The organism is Curtobacterium sp. MCBD17_013, from assembly GCF_003234565.1.
GTDB lineage: Bacteria > Actinomycetota > Actinomycetes > Actinomycetales > Microbacteriaceae > Curtobacterium.
The window spans coordinates 1-15,270 of sequence record NZ_QKTU01000023.1 but is presented as its reverse complement, the minus strand read 5'-3'; the positions used below and the strand labels follow the sequence as shown (position 1 = coordinate 15,270).

The 15,270-nt window shown below is 72.9% G+C and carries 14 protein-coding genes and 1 pseudogene; 6 read left to right on the top strand and 9 right to left on the bottom strand.

From position 1 onward, the window contains the following. The first annotated feature begins 58 nt into the window (after nt 1-58). Complete coding sequence (locus DEI81_RS15085; protein WP_111011553.1) at nt 59-688, top strand: PadR family transcriptional regulator; 630 nt, start codon at nt 59-61, stop codon at nt 686-688. Beyond that, nucleotides 685-2,256: a DHA2 family efflux MFS transporter permease subunit gene (locus DEI81_RS15080; protein WP_111011552.1), complete on the top strand. Its 1,572-nt coding sequence runs from the start codon at nt 685-687 to the stop codon at nt 2,254-2,256. The genes DEI81_RS15085 and DEI81_RS15080 overlap by 4 nt, the downstream gene beginning before the upstream one ends. 205 nt (nt 2,257-2,461) lie before the next feature. Here DEI81_RS15080 and DEI81_RS15075 read toward each other — a convergent pair whose 3' ends face one another. The 6 genes from DEI81_RS15075 to purD form a co-directional block, all read right to left on the bottom strand. Continuing rightward, on the bottom strand, nt 2,462-3,289 hold the full coding sequence (locus DEI81_RS15075; protein WP_111011551.1) for a cytochrome c oxidase assembly protein: 828 nt from the start codon (nt 3,287-3,289) through the stop codon (nt 2,462-2,464). Between the two features lie 222 nt (nt 3,290-3,511). Next, nucleotides 3,512-4,078, bottom strand: coding sequence for a GNAT family N-acetyltransferase (locus DEI81_RS15070; protein ID WP_111011550.1), 567 nt, complete (start codon nt 4,076-4,078; stop codon nt 3,512-3,514). 19 nt (nt 4,079-4,097) lie between these two features. After that, entirely contained in the window at nt 4,098-4,937 is an 840-nt protein-coding gene (locus DEI81_RS15065; protein ID WP_111011564.1) for an SDR family oxidoreductase, read from the bottom strand. 49 nt (nt 4,938-4,986) lie between these two features. After that, a complete protein-coding gene (locus DEI81_RS15060; RefSeq protein WP_111011549.1) occupies nt 4,987-5,313 on the bottom strand; it encodes a hypothetical protein in 327 nt (108 codons plus the stop codon). Nucleotides 5,314-5,389: 76 nt separating this feature from the next. Then, nucleotides 5,390-6,298 carry a phosphoribosylaminoimidazolesuccinocarboxamide synthase gene (locus DEI81_RS15055; RefSeq protein ID WP_258368781.1) on the bottom strand — a complete coding sequence of 303 codons (909 nt, stop codon included), beginning with the start codon at nt 6,296-6,298 and terminating at the stop codon, nt 5,390-5,392. Then, on the bottom strand, nt 6,295-7,563 hold the full coding sequence (gene purD, locus DEI81_RS15050; RefSeq protein ID WP_111011562.1) for a phosphoribosylamine--glycine ligase: 1,269 nt from the start codon (nt 7,561-7,563) through the stop codon (nt 6,295-6,297). Before purD ends, DEI81_RS15055 begins: the two co-directional genes overlap by 4 nt. 55 nt (nt 7,564-7,618) lie before the next feature. Here purD and DEI81_RS15045 point away from each other — a divergent pair, with 55 nt between their 5' ends. Continuing rightward, nucleotides 7,619-7,984 (top strand): sterol carrier family protein, encoded by a 366-nt coding sequence (locus tag DEI81_RS15045; protein WP_111011548.1) that lies wholly within the window; start codon nt 7,619-7,621, stop codon nt 7,982-7,984. 237 nt (nt 7,985-8,221) lie between these two features. Here DEI81_RS15045 and DEI81_RS15040 read toward each other — a convergent pair whose 3' ends face one another. Continuing rightward, nucleotides 8,222-10,825, bottom strand: a complete 2,604-nt coding sequence (locus DEI81_RS15040; RefSeq protein ID WP_111011547.1) for a LuxR C-terminal-related transcriptional regulator — start codon at nt 10,823-10,825, stop codon at nt 8,222-8,224. Between the two features lie 87 nt (nt 10,826-10,912). Here DEI81_RS15040 and DEI81_RS15035 point away from each other — a divergent pair, with 87 nt between their 5' ends. Next, nucleotides 10,913-11,359, top strand: a complete 447-nt coding sequence (locus tag DEI81_RS15035; RefSeq protein ID WP_111011546.1) for a hypothetical protein — start codon at nt 10,913-10,915, stop codon at nt 11,357-11,359. A 135-nt stretch (nt 11,360-11,494) separates the two neighbouring features. Here DEI81_RS15035 and purF read toward each other — a convergent pair whose 3' ends face one another. After that, nucleotides 11,495-12,952, bottom strand: coding sequence for an amidophosphoribosyltransferase (purF, locus tag DEI81_RS15030; protein ID WP_111011545.1), 1,458 nt, complete (start codon nt 12,950-12,952; stop codon nt 11,495-11,497). A 70-nt stretch (nt 12,953-13,022) separates the two neighbouring features. Between purF and purM the strand changes: the two genes are divergently transcribed. Continuing rightward, nucleotides 13,023-14,123 (top strand): phosphoribosylformylglycinamidine cyclo-ligase, encoded by a 1,101-nt coding sequence (gene purM, locus DEI81_RS15025; RefSeq protein WP_111011544.1) that lies wholly within the window; start codon nt 13,023-13,025, stop codon nt 14,121-14,123. Nucleotides 14,124-14,430: 307 nt separating this feature from the next. Here purM and DEI81_RS15020 read toward each other — a convergent pair whose 3' ends face one another. After that, entirely contained in the window at nt 14,431-14,640 is a 210-nt protein-coding gene (locus DEI81_RS15020) for a DUF3073 domain-containing protein (RefSeq protein ID WP_111011543.1), read from the bottom strand. Nucleotides 14,641-14,805: 165 nt separating this feature from the next. Between DEI81_RS15020 and DEI81_RS15015 the strand changes: the two are divergent. After that, nucleotides 14,806-15,270, top strand: a pseudogene (locus DEI81_RS15015) (hypothetical protein); the annotation flags it as partial.

Genomic DNA, 15,270 nt, shown 5'->3' with positions numbered 1-15,270 from the left:
AAGGCGTATATTCCACGTCGAATAGTCGGCGTCGGACAACCAGGACGGGAGGCCCTCCATGCCGGACATGACACCGCTCGCGTTCGCCGCGCTCGCGCTGCTCGCCGAGCGCCCCATGCACCCGTACGAGATGTTCCAGACGATGGTGCTCCGGAAGGAGGACCGGAACGTCAAGGTGCGACCGGGCACCCTCTACCACCAGGTCGGGCGGCTGACGCAGCTCGGATACCTGGTCGAGCAGGGCACGGACCGCGAGGGCAACCGGCCCGAGCGCACCACCTACGCCATCACGGAGCAGGGGCGGGCGGTGCTCCGCGAGCAGCTCCTGACGATGCTCGCGACCCCGGCCGAGGAGTACCCCGAGTTCCCGCTCGCCATCGCCGAGGCGCACAACCTGCCCCGCGTCGAGGTCCTCGACACCCTCGGCACGCGGATCGCCGCGCTCCGGGAACGGACGGCCTTCCTCGACGAGGCGTACGAGAGCGTCACCTCGAAGCACCTCCCCGAGCGCTACTGGCTCGACCTCGCGTACCAGCGCGCCGTGCTCGCCGCCGAACTCGCGGCGGTCGAGCAGGTCGTCGACCGCCTCACCACGGGCGACCTCGACTGGGAGGGCGCGGACGACCACCCCGACGCCCTCGCGTACCACGCGACTGACCACCACAAGGAAGCAGAACCGAACGCATGACCACCGAACGCAAGCCCTGGCCGGCCCTCTGGGCCCTCGTCATCGGCTTCTTCATGATCCTCGTCGACTCGACCATCGTGTCCGTCGCGACCCCCACCATCGAGCGGAAGCTCGACGCCGACATCGACTCCGTCATCTGGGTGACGAGCGCCTACCTGCTCGCGTACGCCGTGCCGCTCCTCATCACCGGTCGCCTCGGTGACCGCTTCGGCCCGAAGACGATGTACCAGATCGGGCTCGTCGTCTTCACCCTGTCCAGCCTCTGGTGCGGGCTGTCCGGCTCGATCGGCATGCTCATCGTCGCCCGCGTCGTGCAGGGCCTCGGTGCCGCGATGATGACCCCGCAGACCATGGCGACCATCACGCGGATGTTCCCGCCCGAGCGCCGTGGTGCCGCCATGGGCCTCTGGGGTGCCACGGCCGGCGTCGCGACCCTCGTCGGACCGATCGCGGGCGGCCTGCTCGTCGACGGCCTCGGCTGGCAGTGGATCTTCTTCGTGAACGTGCCCGTCGGCGTCGTCGCCTTCGTGCTCGCGCAGCGGCTCGTCCCGACGTTCGACACGCACGCGCACTCGTTCGACGTCCTCGGCATCGTGCTCAGCGCCGCCGGGCTGTTCCTGCTCGTCTTCGGCATCCAGGAGGGCGGGACCTACGACTGGGGCACCATCACGGGCCCGATCTCCGTCTGGTCGCTCATCATCGCCGGCATCGTCGTGCTCGCCGCGTTCGTGGTGTGGCAGGGCGTGCAGAAGGGTGAGCCGCTCCTCCCGCTCGGCCTGTTCGCGGACCGCAACTTCTCGCTCGCCAACCTGGCCATCACGGCCGTCGGCGTCTCGATCTCGTCCTTCGCGCTGCCGGTGACGCTCTGGGCGCAGGACGTCACGGCGTTCTCGCCGACGCAGGCCGCGCTCCTCCTCACGCCCATGGCCGTGCTCTCCGCGGGGCTCGCGCCGTTCGTCGGACGCAACATGCACCGCGTCAACCCGAAGTGGATCGGGGCGTTCGGGCTCGCCTGCACCTCGGCCGGGCTGTTCTGGATCGGCTCCCTCATCGCCGGCAACGCGGCCTGGGGTTGGATCCTGCTCCCCGCGCTGCTGCTCGGCCTCGGCAACGCCTGCATGTGGGGGCCGCTGTCCGTCACCGCGACTCGGAACCTGCCGCCGCGCCTCGCCGGCGCCGGCTCGGGTGTGTACAACACGACGCGGCAGATCGGCGCCGTGCTCGGTTCCGCCGGCATCGCCGCGCTCATGGAGTCGCGGATCTCCGCCGAGTTCCCCCACTCGGGAGGCGCGGGGAACTCCGGCAGCGCCTCCTCCGCGATCGGGGTGCTCCCGTCGTTCCTCAAGCTGCCGTTCAGCACCGCGATGGGGCAGGCGCTCGTGCTCCCCGCGGCCGTGCTGATCGTGGCGATCGTCGCCGCGCTGTTCTTCGCGAAGCCGAAGGCCGCGGCGTGGGGCGGGGCCGGTCGTCCGGCGGCGGGTGCGGGTGCCTCGGCGCAGGCCGGTGCGACCGCTGTCCCGGCCACCGTCGGCCCGACCACGGACGCGACGCCGACCATCCTCGAGTAGCCGCGCCCGGCCTCCCGGCCCCGCCGTCCCGTGCACCTGCATGTGGCGACGGGGCCGCCGTCGTTCGACCGCGGCGATGTCGAGAACCAGGGGAAGAGGGTGCGTACGGGTGGATGCCGGGGAATGTGGCGACGGGCCGCCGTCGTCCGACCGCGGGAGTGTCGGGAACAGGCGGAAGCGGGGGCCCCGGAGGGGGGACGGCGGGTCAGGCCTGGCGGCGGAACCGGTCGAGGTGTTCCCGCGTCATGGCCTCGACCTCCTCGTCGGACAGCTCGTCGATGCTGCGGGCCTCGCGGCGGTCGGTCCGCTGCCACCGGATGAACAGCGCGATGAGGATCGGGATGTCCCCGACCTCGGCGATGAACCAGAGCAGGTCCGCTGCCAGGTGCTGGTCCTGCAGGGCGGACGGCGCCCACGACGGCCCGACGAGCCCGACGCCCGCGTGGTCCATGACGTGGTTCGTGATCCGCATGACGACCCCGGGCACGGCGTCGAGCAGGAGCTCCACGAACGCGAGCAGGAACTCCGCCGTGAGGAACGTCGTGGAGCGCAGCACGCCCGGCTCCGAGATCGGCGCGACGAGCGCGAACCCGAGCATCGGGACGAACACGGTGATGACGACCTCCCACACGCCCGACGTGCGGATCGTCGCCGCGAGCGGGGTGAGGAGCACCGCGAACACCGCGAGCGCGACGAGCGGCGACACGATCGCGTTGCCGAGCAGCCGGACCGCCCGCGAGTGCAGCAGACCGTCGACGACGCGGACGCTCTGCTCGGAGCCCGCCAGTCGGACGAGCGTGAGCGGGCCGCCGAGCGCGGCGAAGGTCGGCACGGCGATGAGCAGCAGCGCGAGCCGGAGGACGAACGCCCAGCGGAGTTCCCGGTCGTACACGCCGGTGATCCCGAACTGCAGGACCGCGAACAGCACGAGGGCCGCGACGAAGCCGAGCACCCGCGCTGCCGACCACTGGTGTCCGCGGCGACGTGCGATGACGAGCCACCGCCCGTACGCCACCGCAGCGACGACGAGCATCACGGCCGCGAGCGGGTCGAGGTGCCAGGTGCTCCAGAAGACGGCGGGCGTGGGCGTGGGGTGCCTCCTGGCGTGCGGGGCCGCGGCTCGCGCGGGAGCCGCGGCGGTGGAGGTTCCATTGTCGGTCCACGGCGACCGTCCGGCACGCTCCGCCTCGGTGAGATTCGGCTCAGCCCCGCTGTGCTCCGCACCGGGTGCCGTCGCGGCGCACCGGCATCCGGCTCAGACCAGCTGCGCGTCCCAGTGCAGTTCGCCGCCCGGCCAGTCCTCGAGCGTCGCGCGGACGGGCAGCACGAGCCACCCCTCGTCGTCGACGACGGTGAGGCCCGCCCCGTCGGCGGTGAAGGCCGAGTACCAGCCCGCGGTGTCGGAGAGCAGTCGCCAGCCGGCCGAGCCGTAGAACGGCACGCGGTCCTCACCCGTCCCGAGCAGGCCGAAGGGGACCGCGAGCTCGTCGAGCACCGCCGCGGTCCGCGCCAGGAGCTCGCCACCGAGCCCCCGGCCCTGGAGGCGCGGGGTCACCCCGACGAGCCCGACCGCCCCGACGAGCTGGTCGCGTCCGCCGACGGTCACGAACATCCGCCGGATCCCGACGTGCGCGACGACGACGTCGTCCACGGTCGCGATCACCCGCCGTTCGGGCTGCATCCCGCTCCAGCTCCGCCCGCCGACGTACCAGTGGTCCCAGTCCGGGAACGCCTGCGCGAGCATCGCCGCGATGGCCTCGTGGTCGGTGAGGGTGAGGTCGCCCTCGCGGACGACGGTCCACTCGGGTGCGGGCTCGGTCATCGCTCCATCCTGCCCCGGCTCAGACCTCGAGCGAGAACCCGCCGTCGGACTTCAGCAGCTGCCCGTTCACCCAGCCGCCCTCGGGCGAGCAGAGGAACCCGACGAGCGCCGCCGTGTCCGCGGGGGTGCCGAGTCGACCGCCGGGGGTCCGCCCGAGCACCATCTCGACGACCTCGGGCGTCATCCACCCGGTGTCGTTCGGTCCGGGGTTCACGAGGTTCGCCGCGACACCGAGGTCGGCGAGCTCCTTGGCGGCGGCCAGGACGATCCGGTCGAGCGCGCCCTTGCTCATGCCGTACGCCAGGTTGAACGCGGTGTGGTCGCTCGTCAGCGCGACGATCCGGCGCCGCTCCCGCGGGACGCCGGCGGCCGGGCCCCGCAGTGCCTCGGCGTACGCCTGGATCATCAGGAACGTGGCCCGGGCGTTCACCGCGACGTGCCGGTCGAAGGCCTCGACCGTCGTGGTCGCGATCGACGAGTCGACCGACTCGGCGTGCGACAGCACGAGCGCCGCCACCGGTGCGTCGAGCGCCGCCGCCGCCGCGGGCACGAGTCCCGCCGCCTGGTCCGCCTCCGCCAGGTCGACCGGGAGGCGCGCCACTCGGGCACCGGCAGCGGCGCAGGCCTCGACCACCGCTTCGACCCCCTCGGGGTCCGGTGCGCCGTACACGCGCTCGTCGTACGGACCCCACCAGCTGAAGGCGAGGTCCCAGCCGTCCGCCGCCAGCCGTTCCGCGAGCGCCGCCGCGATGCCCGCGCGGCGCCCGACCCCCGTCACGAGCGCGACCGGTCGCGCTGATGTCCCTCGGTCGACCACGTCGTCGTCCTCCCCGTCGGCTGTCTCGTCCGCCTCGGACATCATGGCCTCGCTGATGACCGTCGACGGGCGGCACACGCCGGAACGGAGATCAGCGGTGGCAGTCCCCGGTGCCGAGCCGGACGTGGACGACCTCGTCGACGTGCAGCGTCGTGCGCAGCGTGCAGAGCCCCGACGCGCGGACCGTGATGCGCCCGAGCGGCACCCCGGCGAAGTCGGACGACTGCCCGGGGAGCATCGACTGGTGCTCGACGAGCTGCCCGTCGGCGTCGAGCACCTGCACGTTGTAGCGGTGTCCCTGCGCGGCGTCGGTGCTCACGTCGACGCTCACCCGACCCGTGCTGTCGTGGACGGAGCAGCCGGCCAGGCCGGTGACGAGGCCTGCGGCCAGGGCGATGGAGCACAGGACGCGAGGCACGGATCCAGCGTACGTCGCGCCTCCCGGACCGGTGCTCGGAGCGTGACCGGCCGGTACCGTGCTGCGACGCGGCGGGTCAGGCGCCGAGGCGTTCGATGAGCTCCCGGTACCGCGCTGCGGTCCGCTCGACGATCTCGTCGGGCAGCACGGGCGGGGTGCCCTGCCCGTCCCAGTGCTCGGTGAGCCAGTTCCGCACGATCTGCTTGTCGAACGACGCGGTGCGGTCGCCGCCCTCGTGGGCCTCGGCGTCCCAGTAGCGGCTCGAGTCGCTCGTCAGGACCTCGTCCGCGATCCGGATCTGCCCGGCGGCGTCGTGGCCGAACTCGAACTTCGTGTCCGCGATGACGACCCCGCGCTGCAGGGCGATCGCGGCCGCGGACTCGTACACGTGCAGGGACATGTCGCGGAGCGCGGCGGCGACGTCCGGCCCGACGAGCTCGACCGTCCGCTCGTAGGTGATGTTCTCGTCGTGGGCGCCCTGCGGGGCCTTGTGCGCGGGGGTGTAGATCGGCTCGGGCAGCCGGTCGCCGTTCGACAGCCCCGTGGGCAGGGCGACCCCGCACACGCTCCCGGTCTCCTGGTACTCCGCCCAGCCGCTGCCGACGAGGTACCCACGCACGACGCACTCGATCGGGAACATCGTGAGCGGCCGGACGCGCATCGACCGTGCCGCCACGGCCTCCGGTACGGGCGTGCCCTGGTGGGTCTCGCCGAGCAGGTGGTTCGGGACGTCCCCGAGCTGCGCGAACCAGAACCGCGACAGCCGCGTGAGCAGCTCGCCCTTGCCGGGGATCGGCGGTTCGAGCGCGTGGTCGAACGCGCTGACGCGGTCGCTCGCGACGAGCAGGAGCTCGGTCGCGGTCGCCGGGGAGGCCGCGCTCGCCGGCACGTACAGGTCACGGACCTTGCCGGTCGCGACGTGCCGCCAGCCCTCGAGCTCCGCTGCGGTCGCGGGGCGCACGCCCCCCGTCTCCGCGGCGGTCACCGTGCCACCCGCGCCGCGATGTCGGTGCGGTACTGCGCGCCCTCGAGGTGGATCCGGGACAGGCCGGCGTAGGCCCGGGCCCGCGCCTGCTCGAACGAGTCACCGATCGCGACGACGTTGAGCACCCGGCCGCCCGTGGCGATGAGCTGTCCCTCGAGCATCCCCGTCGCGGCGTGCAGGACGGTCACGCCCTCGAGTGCCGCGGCGTCGTCGAGTCCGGTGATCGGCCGACCGGTGACCGGGTTGTCGGGGTAGCCCTGGCTCGCGAGCACGACGGTGACGGCGGCACCGGGCGCGAACTCCGGACGCGGGGTCTGGCCGAGCCGTCCGGTCGCGGCGGCGAGCATGAGCGCGCTGAGCGGCGTCACGAGGCGGGGGAGCACCACCTGGGTCTCCGGATCGCCGAACCGCGCGTTGAACTCGATGACGCGGACGCCCTGCTCGGTGACGATGAGGCCGCAGTAGAGGAGCCCGATGAACGGGGTGCCCTCGTGCTCGAGCCGGCGGACCGTCGGCAGCGCCACGAGTTCGGTGACCTCGTCGACGAAGGCCCGTTCGGAGCCCCAGCGTTCGTCGAGCCACGGCAGGCGCGAGTACGCCCCCATGCCGCCGGTGTTCGGCCCGACGTCGCCGTCCCCGAGCCGCTTGTAGTCCTGCGCGGGGGTCATCGGCAGCACGTCGTGGCCGTCGCTGAAGAAGAAGAGCGAGACCTCCTCGCCGTCGAGGAACTCCTCGATGACGACGTGGCCGTACTGGAGCCAGTAGGTCGCGTGCTCGACGGCCGCCTGGCGGTCCTCGGTCACGAGCACGCCCTTGCCGGCCGCCAGCCCGTCCGCCTTGACGACGTACGGCGCGCCGAGGCGGTCCAGGGCGGCCTCGACCTCGTCCGCCGTTCCCACGTGGGCGGCCTCACCCGTCGGGACCCCGGCCTCGGCCATGATCCGCTTGGCGAACGCCTTGGAGCCCTCGATCCGCGCCGCGGCCTTGCCCGGCCCGAACACCGCGATGCCGCGCGTCCGGAGCGCGTCCGCGACGCCCTCGACGAGCGGGGCCTCCGGGCCGATCACGACGAGTTCGATGCCGTTCTCGATCGCGTACTCCGTCACGAGCCCGCGGTTCGTCGCGTCGAGCCCGACCGTCTCGACGTCGGCGGCGATACCGGTGTTGCCCGGGGCTGCGGTGATGACGTGGCCGGCGTCCTCCGCGAGGAGCGCGGCGATGATCGCGTGCTCACGGGCACCGGAACCGAGGACGAGGATGCGCACGGCCACAGCCTACCGAGCGCCGGTCGACCGCCGGCCCGGGCGGTACGCTGACGCCGTGCCCCGCAGGACCATCGACGCCGCCGAGGGCGCCGCTGCGCTCGCCGCCGTGCAGGGCGGAGCCACCGATCGCACGTCCACCGCGACCGCCGTGCGGTGGACGCTCCAGGAACTCGCCGACACCGTGCCGGGCAACAGCGTCGAGGTCCGTGTCCCCCCGTACGGAGCCGTCCAGGCCGTTCCGGGACCGCGCCACACGCGCGGCACGCCGCCGAACGTGGTCGAGACCGATGCCGCGACCTGGATCGCCCTCGCCACGGGGGCGATCTCCTGGGCCGAGGCGGTCGGAGCCGCGCGCGTGACGGCGTCGGGATCACGAGCCGACCTGGCCCCGTTCCTCCCGGTCCGCCTGCCGCGGGCCTGACCGCGCTCGACCGGTCCGGTTGTCCCCCGTGTCCCTCGGGCGGGTGACAGATTTAGGTACCTGCTTACCGATGCCGACCGGTGGGTCCCCTCGTTAGCGTTGGTGACGCCACCGGGAGGCGGGCCCGACCCGAACGGGCCCGACCCCGACGACACCCACACGACGCTGCCCGAACAGCGTTCGTGTGGGTGCCATGGCCGTGATCACGGCGCACGTGGTGTGCGGCGGACTCGACGATCAGAGTCGATCGACGAGTTCCGACCGCGAGTGGATGTCCCACTTGGCGAAGATCCGGGCGATGTGCGCGTCGATCGTGCGGACGCTCCGACCGAGCTGCTCGGCGATCTGTCGGTTGCTCAGCCCCTGCCCGGCGAGCTCCGCGATCTCGTACTCGCGACGGGTCAACGGGGGGCCCTTCTGGCCGACGCGGATCATCACGCCCGCGGCCGCCAGGGTCGCACGTGCCTCGGCGATGACCCGCTCGTCCCCGCTCGCGAGCGCCGCTGCGTGGCCGACGATCGCCGGCGCGAGGGCACCCTCGACGTGCTCGGCGGCGGCGCGGAGCCGGGCCAGGGCGCCCCGGGTGTCCGCCCCCTGCGCGAACAGCAGCACGAACTGGACGTTGCGCGCGAGCATCGCCGGCATCCACGCGCCCGAGCGCTCCGACCGCTGCGCGATCGTCATGGCGTCCGCCATCGCGGCGGGTCGCCCGAGCACCGAGTCCGTGAACGTCAGGCTCAGCGGGATCTCCTCGCCCGTGATGCGCATCCCACGGAGCGGCGTCGCACGGGCGCGTTCCGCCGACACCAGGGCTTCGCGCGTCCGCCCCGCGACGGCCTGCGCGAACGCGAGCTTCGCCCAGGCGTATCCGGCGAACCCGCCGTGGTCGAGCACCGCGAACCGCTCGCACGCGCCGGAGAACGCGGTGATCGCGTCGTCCCAGCGGCGCTCCGCGAGCGCCTGGTTGCCGGCGCCGAGGAGCTCGAGCGTGAAGTCGTACTTGAAGAACGGGCTCCACCGACGGTCGACCTGCACCGTCAGGCCGCTGACGTCGCCCGCCCAGAGCTGGACCTGGTGCAGCACCGAGTACAGCTCGCCGAGGCTCCACGGCGCGACCTCGATGTTCGCGGCGGCGACCTCGAGTGACGCCCGGCACAGCCGCAGGGCCTCGCCGATCCGGCCGGTCGTGGCGAGTGCCACCACGGCGCACGGTGCGATCGCCAGGAACCCGAACGGGATCACGGGCGCGTGCAGCACGCCGCTGCGCTCGACCTCGGCGAGCACCTCGGCGAACCGGCCGCCCCAGCCGAGATGCGTCAGGCGGAGGACCCGGAGACGCTCCCGGGACGCGTCGTCCACGAGCGTCGCGGCCTCCTCGACCAGGGCGACCGCGGCGTCGACGTCGTCGTCGTGGAACTGCCGGAGGTTCGCCAGGACCTCCACGGCCTCGACGAGCAGGTCCCCGGGCAGGGCGGTCGGGTCGGAGCGGGCGAGCAGCCAGGCGCGTTCGGCGTCGTGGCGCGCGGCCTCACGCCCCACCCCGTAGGTCCGGGCCGTCGCTCGGAGGCACAGCGCGGCCACCGACACCGCCAACGTCGTGTCGTCGGCCGACAACGCTGAGGAGGCGAGCGCCGTCGCGCTCTCGTACTCCTGCAGCCGTACCGCCACCCCGGCGGCGTCGAGCAGCTGGTCGGCCGACGGCACGACGCCGCACTCGAGCGCCCACAACGCGGCACGGAGGCGCGCGGCCGGTGGGGCGTCCCCGCCGACCGGGTCAGCGCGGAACGCGTTCGCCCGCGCGAACAACCGGGCCCGACGTGCCACCGGGACGAGGGACCGGACGACCTCGCCGACGAGCGGGTGGGCGGGCCGGACCACCGGTGTGCCGTCCGCCGTCATGTCGGAGTCGACGGACACGAGACCGAGCGACGCGACGCGGTCGACATCGGCGTCGTCCACCAGGGCCAGCAGCCGCGACAACGGGATCGGGTCCGCCAACGCCACGATGTCCACGACGTCCCGGAGGGCCGGTTCGAGGCCCGCGAGTTCCGATCGGTACATGTCCGCCAGGCTGTTCGACGCGGTGATCCGCCCGGGCCAGTACCACCCCGACGCGGTCCGCTCGAGGGCGCCGGACGCCACCGCCGCGCGGACGACCTCGCGCAGGTGCAGGGGGTTGCCGCGGGTCGCGCGGTGCACCCGTTCCACGCTGGCGTGCTCGAGCGGGCCGGAGAGCGCCCGCTCGAGCAGCCGCTCGGTCTCGCGGAGGTCGAGCGGCGTCAGGTCGATGCGTTCGAGCAGGTCGTCCTGCCACAGGCGGCGCAGGGGCTCCTCGAGCCCGGTGAAGTCGCGGCACGTCAGCACGAGCCGTGCGTGCGCGTGCCGGACGAGCCAGGCGACGTACCGCGCGGTGATCGGGTCGAGGTGGTCGGCGTCGTCGATGCGCAGGACGACGTCGCGGTCGACGAGGTCCGCCGCGACGCGGAGGGTGTGCTCGGCCTCGAGCTCGTCGGTGAGCGCCGCGGCCGGCAGGTCCCCGAACCGGGCGATGGCGGCCGCGAACGGCTTGGCCGTCTCGTGCGGTGAGGCGGTGATCGGGATGACCCGGACGTCCCCGGTGCTGCGCTGCGCCACGCGGTCCGTGACGCGCGCGGCCGCGACGCTCTTGCCGAGTCCCGCCGCGCCGACGATGGCGACACTCCAGCCGTCGTCGGCGAGCACGGTGACGGCGCGGTCCTCCTCGCGCCGGGGGACGAGTGGCCACGGCAGACGGGCACCGGGACGGGAAACCCGTCGGCGCGTGTCGTCCTCCGGCTCCACCACGGCCGTCGCTCCTCGCATGTCGGGACTTCGTCGTCCCCCATTGTCCTCGGTCCGGGGGACCCATGACCAGGCTGCGGATGTCCCACAGTGGGGGACAATGGTCCGGTGAGCACCACCGAGCCGTCCCCAGACCGCGGGACCCCCGACGCACCGCGGACCGTCGACGCGTCCGTCCCCGCCCCGTCCGAAGTGGCGTCGCGTCGTGAGGTCTCGATCCGGCGTGCTCCGAAGTTCGGCGTGTTCATCGTCGGCGGCGGCCTGCTCGGATTCGTCGTGACCTTCTTCGTCGTGCTCGCCACGCAGCACCTCGCCGACGGCGCGTCCGTCGCCACGACCGGCACGAGCCGCGGGTCCGACGTCGGGTTCTGGGGTCTCGTCGGGTACTTCTCGTTCTACGGTGTGACGGCGGGCGGCGTCATCGGCGCGATCGTCGCGATCGTGCTCGACCACCAGTTCTCGAAGCAGGCCCGACGGCTGACCGCCGAGCACCTCGGCATCACATCGCCGACCGAGACGGTCGACGGCGTCGTCGAGGACGACCGCGGGCGCTGAGCGCGACCGCGGGCGCCGCGGGCGACTGCAGGCGCCCTCCCTCCGGTCCGAGCACCACGCCTGGTCCGGCGGGCCGGACACGCGTGACGGCCGGGAGGCGGGCCTCCCGGCCGTCACGCACACGTGCGTCGGGCGTCAGCTGAGCTGGTTCGCCTCGACCCAGGCGAGGTACTCCGGCGTGACGGTGCCCGTCACGTACTCGCCCGTGAAACAGCTCATCTCGAGTTCGGTGACGTCCGAGCCCTCGATGATCGCCTGCTCCATGTCCGCGACCTCCTGGTAGATGAGGTGGTCGCTCCCGAGCACGGCGTTGATCTCCGGGATCCGGCGGCCGTGCGCGATGAGCTCCGCGCGGGTCGGCATGTTGATCCCGTAGACGTGCGGGTAGCGGACCGGCGGCGCGGCTGACGTGAACGTCACGTTGTTCGCCCCCGCCGCGCGGGCCATCTCGACGATCTCGCGACTCGTGGTGCCCCGGACGATCGAGTCGTCGACGATGAGGATGTTCTTGCCCTTGAACTCGCTCGACATCGCGTTGAGCTTCTGGCGTACCGATCGCTTGCGCTCCGCCTGCCCCGGCATGATGAACGTGCGGCCGACGTACCGGTTCTTGTAGAAGCCCTCGCGGTACTCGATGCCGAGCTTCCGCGCGACCTGCATCGCCGCGGGCCGTGACGAGTCCGGGATCGGCATGACGACGTCGATGTCGCCCGCCGGCGCGTACTTGGCGACGGTGTCCGCCAGGCGCTCGCCGAGGCGGAGCCGGGCCTCGTACACCGAGATGCCGTTCATGATCGAGTCCGGACGAGCCAGGTAGACGTACTCGAACGAGCAGGGGACCAGGCGCGGCTCGACGGCGCACTGGCGCGAGACCATCTGCCCGTCGACCGAGATGAACACGGCCTCGCCCGGGGCGACGTCGCGCACGATGTCGTACCCGCCGGACTCGAGCACGAGCGACTCGCTCGCCACGATCCACTCGCTCGACCCCGCGTCGTCGAACCGGTGCCCGAGGATGAGCGGCCGGATGCCGTAGGGGTCGCGGAAGGCCAGGACGCCCTGCCCGGCGATGAGCGCGATCGCGGCGTAGGAGCCCTCGACCCGCTCGTGCACGCGCGCGACGGCGTCGAACACCTGGTCGGGGTCGAGGTCGGTGCCGCGGACCTGGGCCTGCAGTTCGTGCGCCAGGACGTTGACGAGCAGCTCCGTGTCCGACGACGTGTTGAGGTGCCGGCGGTCGATGTCGAACAGTTCGCGCGTGAGCTCACGCGTGTTCGTCAGGTTCCCGTTGTGGACGAGCACGATGCCGTAGGGGGCGTTCACGTAGAAGGGCTGGGCCTCTTCCTCGTTGCTCGCGGCACCCTTCGTGGCGTACCGGACGTGGCCGAGGCCCATCGTGCCGAGGAGCGCGCGCATGTCGCGCGTGCGGAAGGCCTCGCGCACGTGTCCGCGGGTCTTGTGGGAGTGGAAGACGTGCCCCTCGGCGGTGGCGATGCCGGTCGAGTCCTGCCCGCGGTGCTGCAGGAGGAGGAGTGCGTCGTAGATGGATTGGTTGGCTGGTCCCTGGGAGACGAGACCGACGATGCCGCACATGCGCAGCGGACTCCAGACCGTAGAGTGGGGGGTACCGAACAAGTCTGCCACGCCCTCGGAGGATGAACGAATGGCGAATCCCTACGCCGAGGCCGGTGTGGACACGGCGGCGGGCGACCTCGCCGTCGAGCTCATGAAGACCGCGGTGGCGGCGACGCACTCCGCGTCCGTGCTCGGGGGCGTCGGTGGGTTCGCCGGGCTCTTCGACGTCTCGTTCCTGCGGGACTTCAGCCGTCCGTTGCTCGCGACCTCGACCGACGGCGTGGGCACCAAGGTGGCCATTGCGCAGGCGATCGACAAGCACGACACGATCGGCCAGGACCTCGTCGGCATGGTCGTCGACGACATCGTCGTGGTCGGCGCGCGGCCGCTGTTCATGACGGACTACATCGCCTGCGGCCGGGTCGTGCCCGGTCGCATCGCGGACATCGTCGCCGGGATCGCCCGCGGCTGCTCGGCCACGGGCACGTCGCTCGTCGGCGGCGAGACCGCGGAGCACCCCGGGCTGCTCGGTCCGGACGACTACGACGTCGCCGGTGCCGCCGTCGGCGTCGTCGAGGCCGATCTGGCCCTCGGCCCGCAGCTCGTGCAGGACGGGGACGCCGTCATCGCGATCGCGTCGTCCGGCCTGCACTCGAACGGCTACTCCCTCGTCCGGCACGTCCTGGCCGCGCGGGGCGTCGGGTACACCGACCACTCGGACGACCTCGGCGGCACCGTGGGCGAGGTCCTGCTCGAGCCGACCCGGCTCTACACCGCGCCGCTGCTCGACCTGCTCGGCGACCCCGTGTTCGCCGGCACCGTGCACGCGCTGAGCCACGTCACGGGCGGGGGCATCGCTGCGAACCTCGCCCGGGTCCTGCCGCGCGGTGCCTGGGCCGAGGTCGACCGCACGACGTGGGCGCCCCTCCCGGTCTTCCGCGTGCTCGCCGACATGGGCGACATGGGCGTCGAGTCGACCGAGGGCACCTGGAACCTCGGCGTCGGGATGATCGCCGTCGTCGCGCGCTCCGCCGCCCCGCAGATCGTCGCCGCGCTCGGGGCCTCCGGGCTCGCCGCCTGGCAGGTCGGCGAGGTCTCGACCGCCGAGCACGACCTCGCCGGGTTCGAGCAGGGCGCCAAGGGCGTCGACGGGGGCGGGGTCCGGCTGGTCGGACGCTACGCGGACTGACGCGATCGGGCCTGCACGCCACTGCGCGCTCGGGCCTGCACGCCGCTGCGCGCCCGGACGACATCTGCGCGCCCGGACGACGGCGCCCGTGTGTCCTCGACCCGCGCCCGTTGCGGCCGCGCGCCGACTGCGCGTGCGGGCGACAACGGCGCGATCAGGCGACGGCGCACTCGTCGTCGGGGCGCGCGGTCGCTGACCCGCGCACGAAGCCTGCGGACACAGCGAAGCGCCGCGCGGTCCTCCGCGCGGCGCTGCTCCCGACGATGCCGATCCCCATCCGGGACGACGCCCGGGCCGGACGACGAGGTCAGGCGGACCGGTCGTGCTGGTCCTGCTCCTGCTCGACCTCGTCGTCATCGTCGGCGTACTGATCTGCCCACTTGTCGACGTAGTCGTCCGAGGACTCATGCCCTGCGGACAGCTCGCGTTCGAGCGCACCGTAATTCGTCTCGGGGCTGAAGTACTTCAGCTCCCGAGCGACCTTGGTGTGCTTCGCCTTCTGACGGCCGCGCCCCATGCGTGACCCCCTCGTGTGATCGGCCCGGCATCCGGCTCGGGCCCGTCTCTCCGGGTCGAACCCGGGCAGCCGAACGGTGCGTGGTTTCGAAATCTAGCGGTCACTTTACCATGTACCCCGATCCGCTCATGGTCGTCGGGGGGCGTCCACAGGAGAATCGAGGGGATGCACGCCACCCTGCCGACCGGACGCACGCGCGTGCTCGTCGTCGGTGCGGGTCAGGCCGGGCTCGCGGTCGCCTACCATCTCGGCCGGCTCGGGCTCCGGACCGCCGATCCGGCGTCCTCCGCGGGCACCGTCGGCCTGCACGAGGTGGTCGTGGTCGACCGGGCACCCGGGCCGGGAGGCGCGTGGCAGTTCCGGTGGGAAGCCCTGCGGCTCGGCGCGGCGCACCGGGTGCACGACCTGTCGGGCATGGGGGCCATGGGCCTGCACTTCGCCGACGCCGACCCGGAGCGTCCTGCCCGGGACGTCGTCGCGGAGTACTACGGCCGCTACGAAGCGCACCACGGGATCCACGTGGACCGCCCGGTGGAGGTGGTCCGTGTGGCCGACGGCGGCCGGGACGGCGGCGCGGACGCCGGCGGCGGGAACCGCGGCGGCGGGGACGGCGGCGGCGGGGACGGCGGC

Bases quoted from the DNA above. Each gene is read 5' to 3' on its own strand.
- DEI81_RS15085 (WP_111011553.1), top strand. From the start codon at position 59: ATGCCGGACATGACACCGCTCGCGTTCGCCGCGCTCGCGCTGCTCGCC.
- DEI81_RS15080 (WP_111011552.1), top strand. From the start codon at position 685: ATGACCACCGAACGCAAGCCCTGGCCGGCCCTCTGGGCCCTCGTCATC.
- DEI81_RS15075 (WP_111011551.1), bottom strand. From the start codon at position 3,289: ATGCTCGTCGTCGCTGCGGTGGCGTACGGGCGGTGGCTCGTCATCGCA.
- DEI81_RS15070 (WP_111011550.1), bottom strand. From the start codon at position 4,078: ATGACCGAGCCCGCACCCGAGTGGACCGTCGTCCGCGAGGGCGACCTC.
- DEI81_RS15065 (WP_111011564.1), bottom strand. From the start codon at position 4,937: ATGTCCGAGGCGGACGAGACAGCCGACGGGGAGGACGACGACGTGGTC.
- DEI81_RS15040 (WP_111011547.1), bottom strand. From the start codon at position 10,825: ATGCGAGGAGCGACGGCCGTGGTGGAGCCGGAGGACGACACGCGCCGA.
- purF (WP_111011545.1), bottom strand. From the start codon at position 12,952: ATGTGCGGCATCGTCGGTCTCGTCTCCCAGGGACCAGCCAACCAATCC.
- purM (WP_111011544.1), top strand. From the start codon at position 13,023: ATGGCGAATCCCTACGCCGAGGCCGGTGTGGACACGGCGGCGGGCGAC.
- DEI81_RS15020 (WP_111011543.1), bottom strand. From the start codon at position 14,640: ATGGGGCGCGGCCGTCAGAAGGCGAAGCACACCAAGGTCGCTCGGGAG.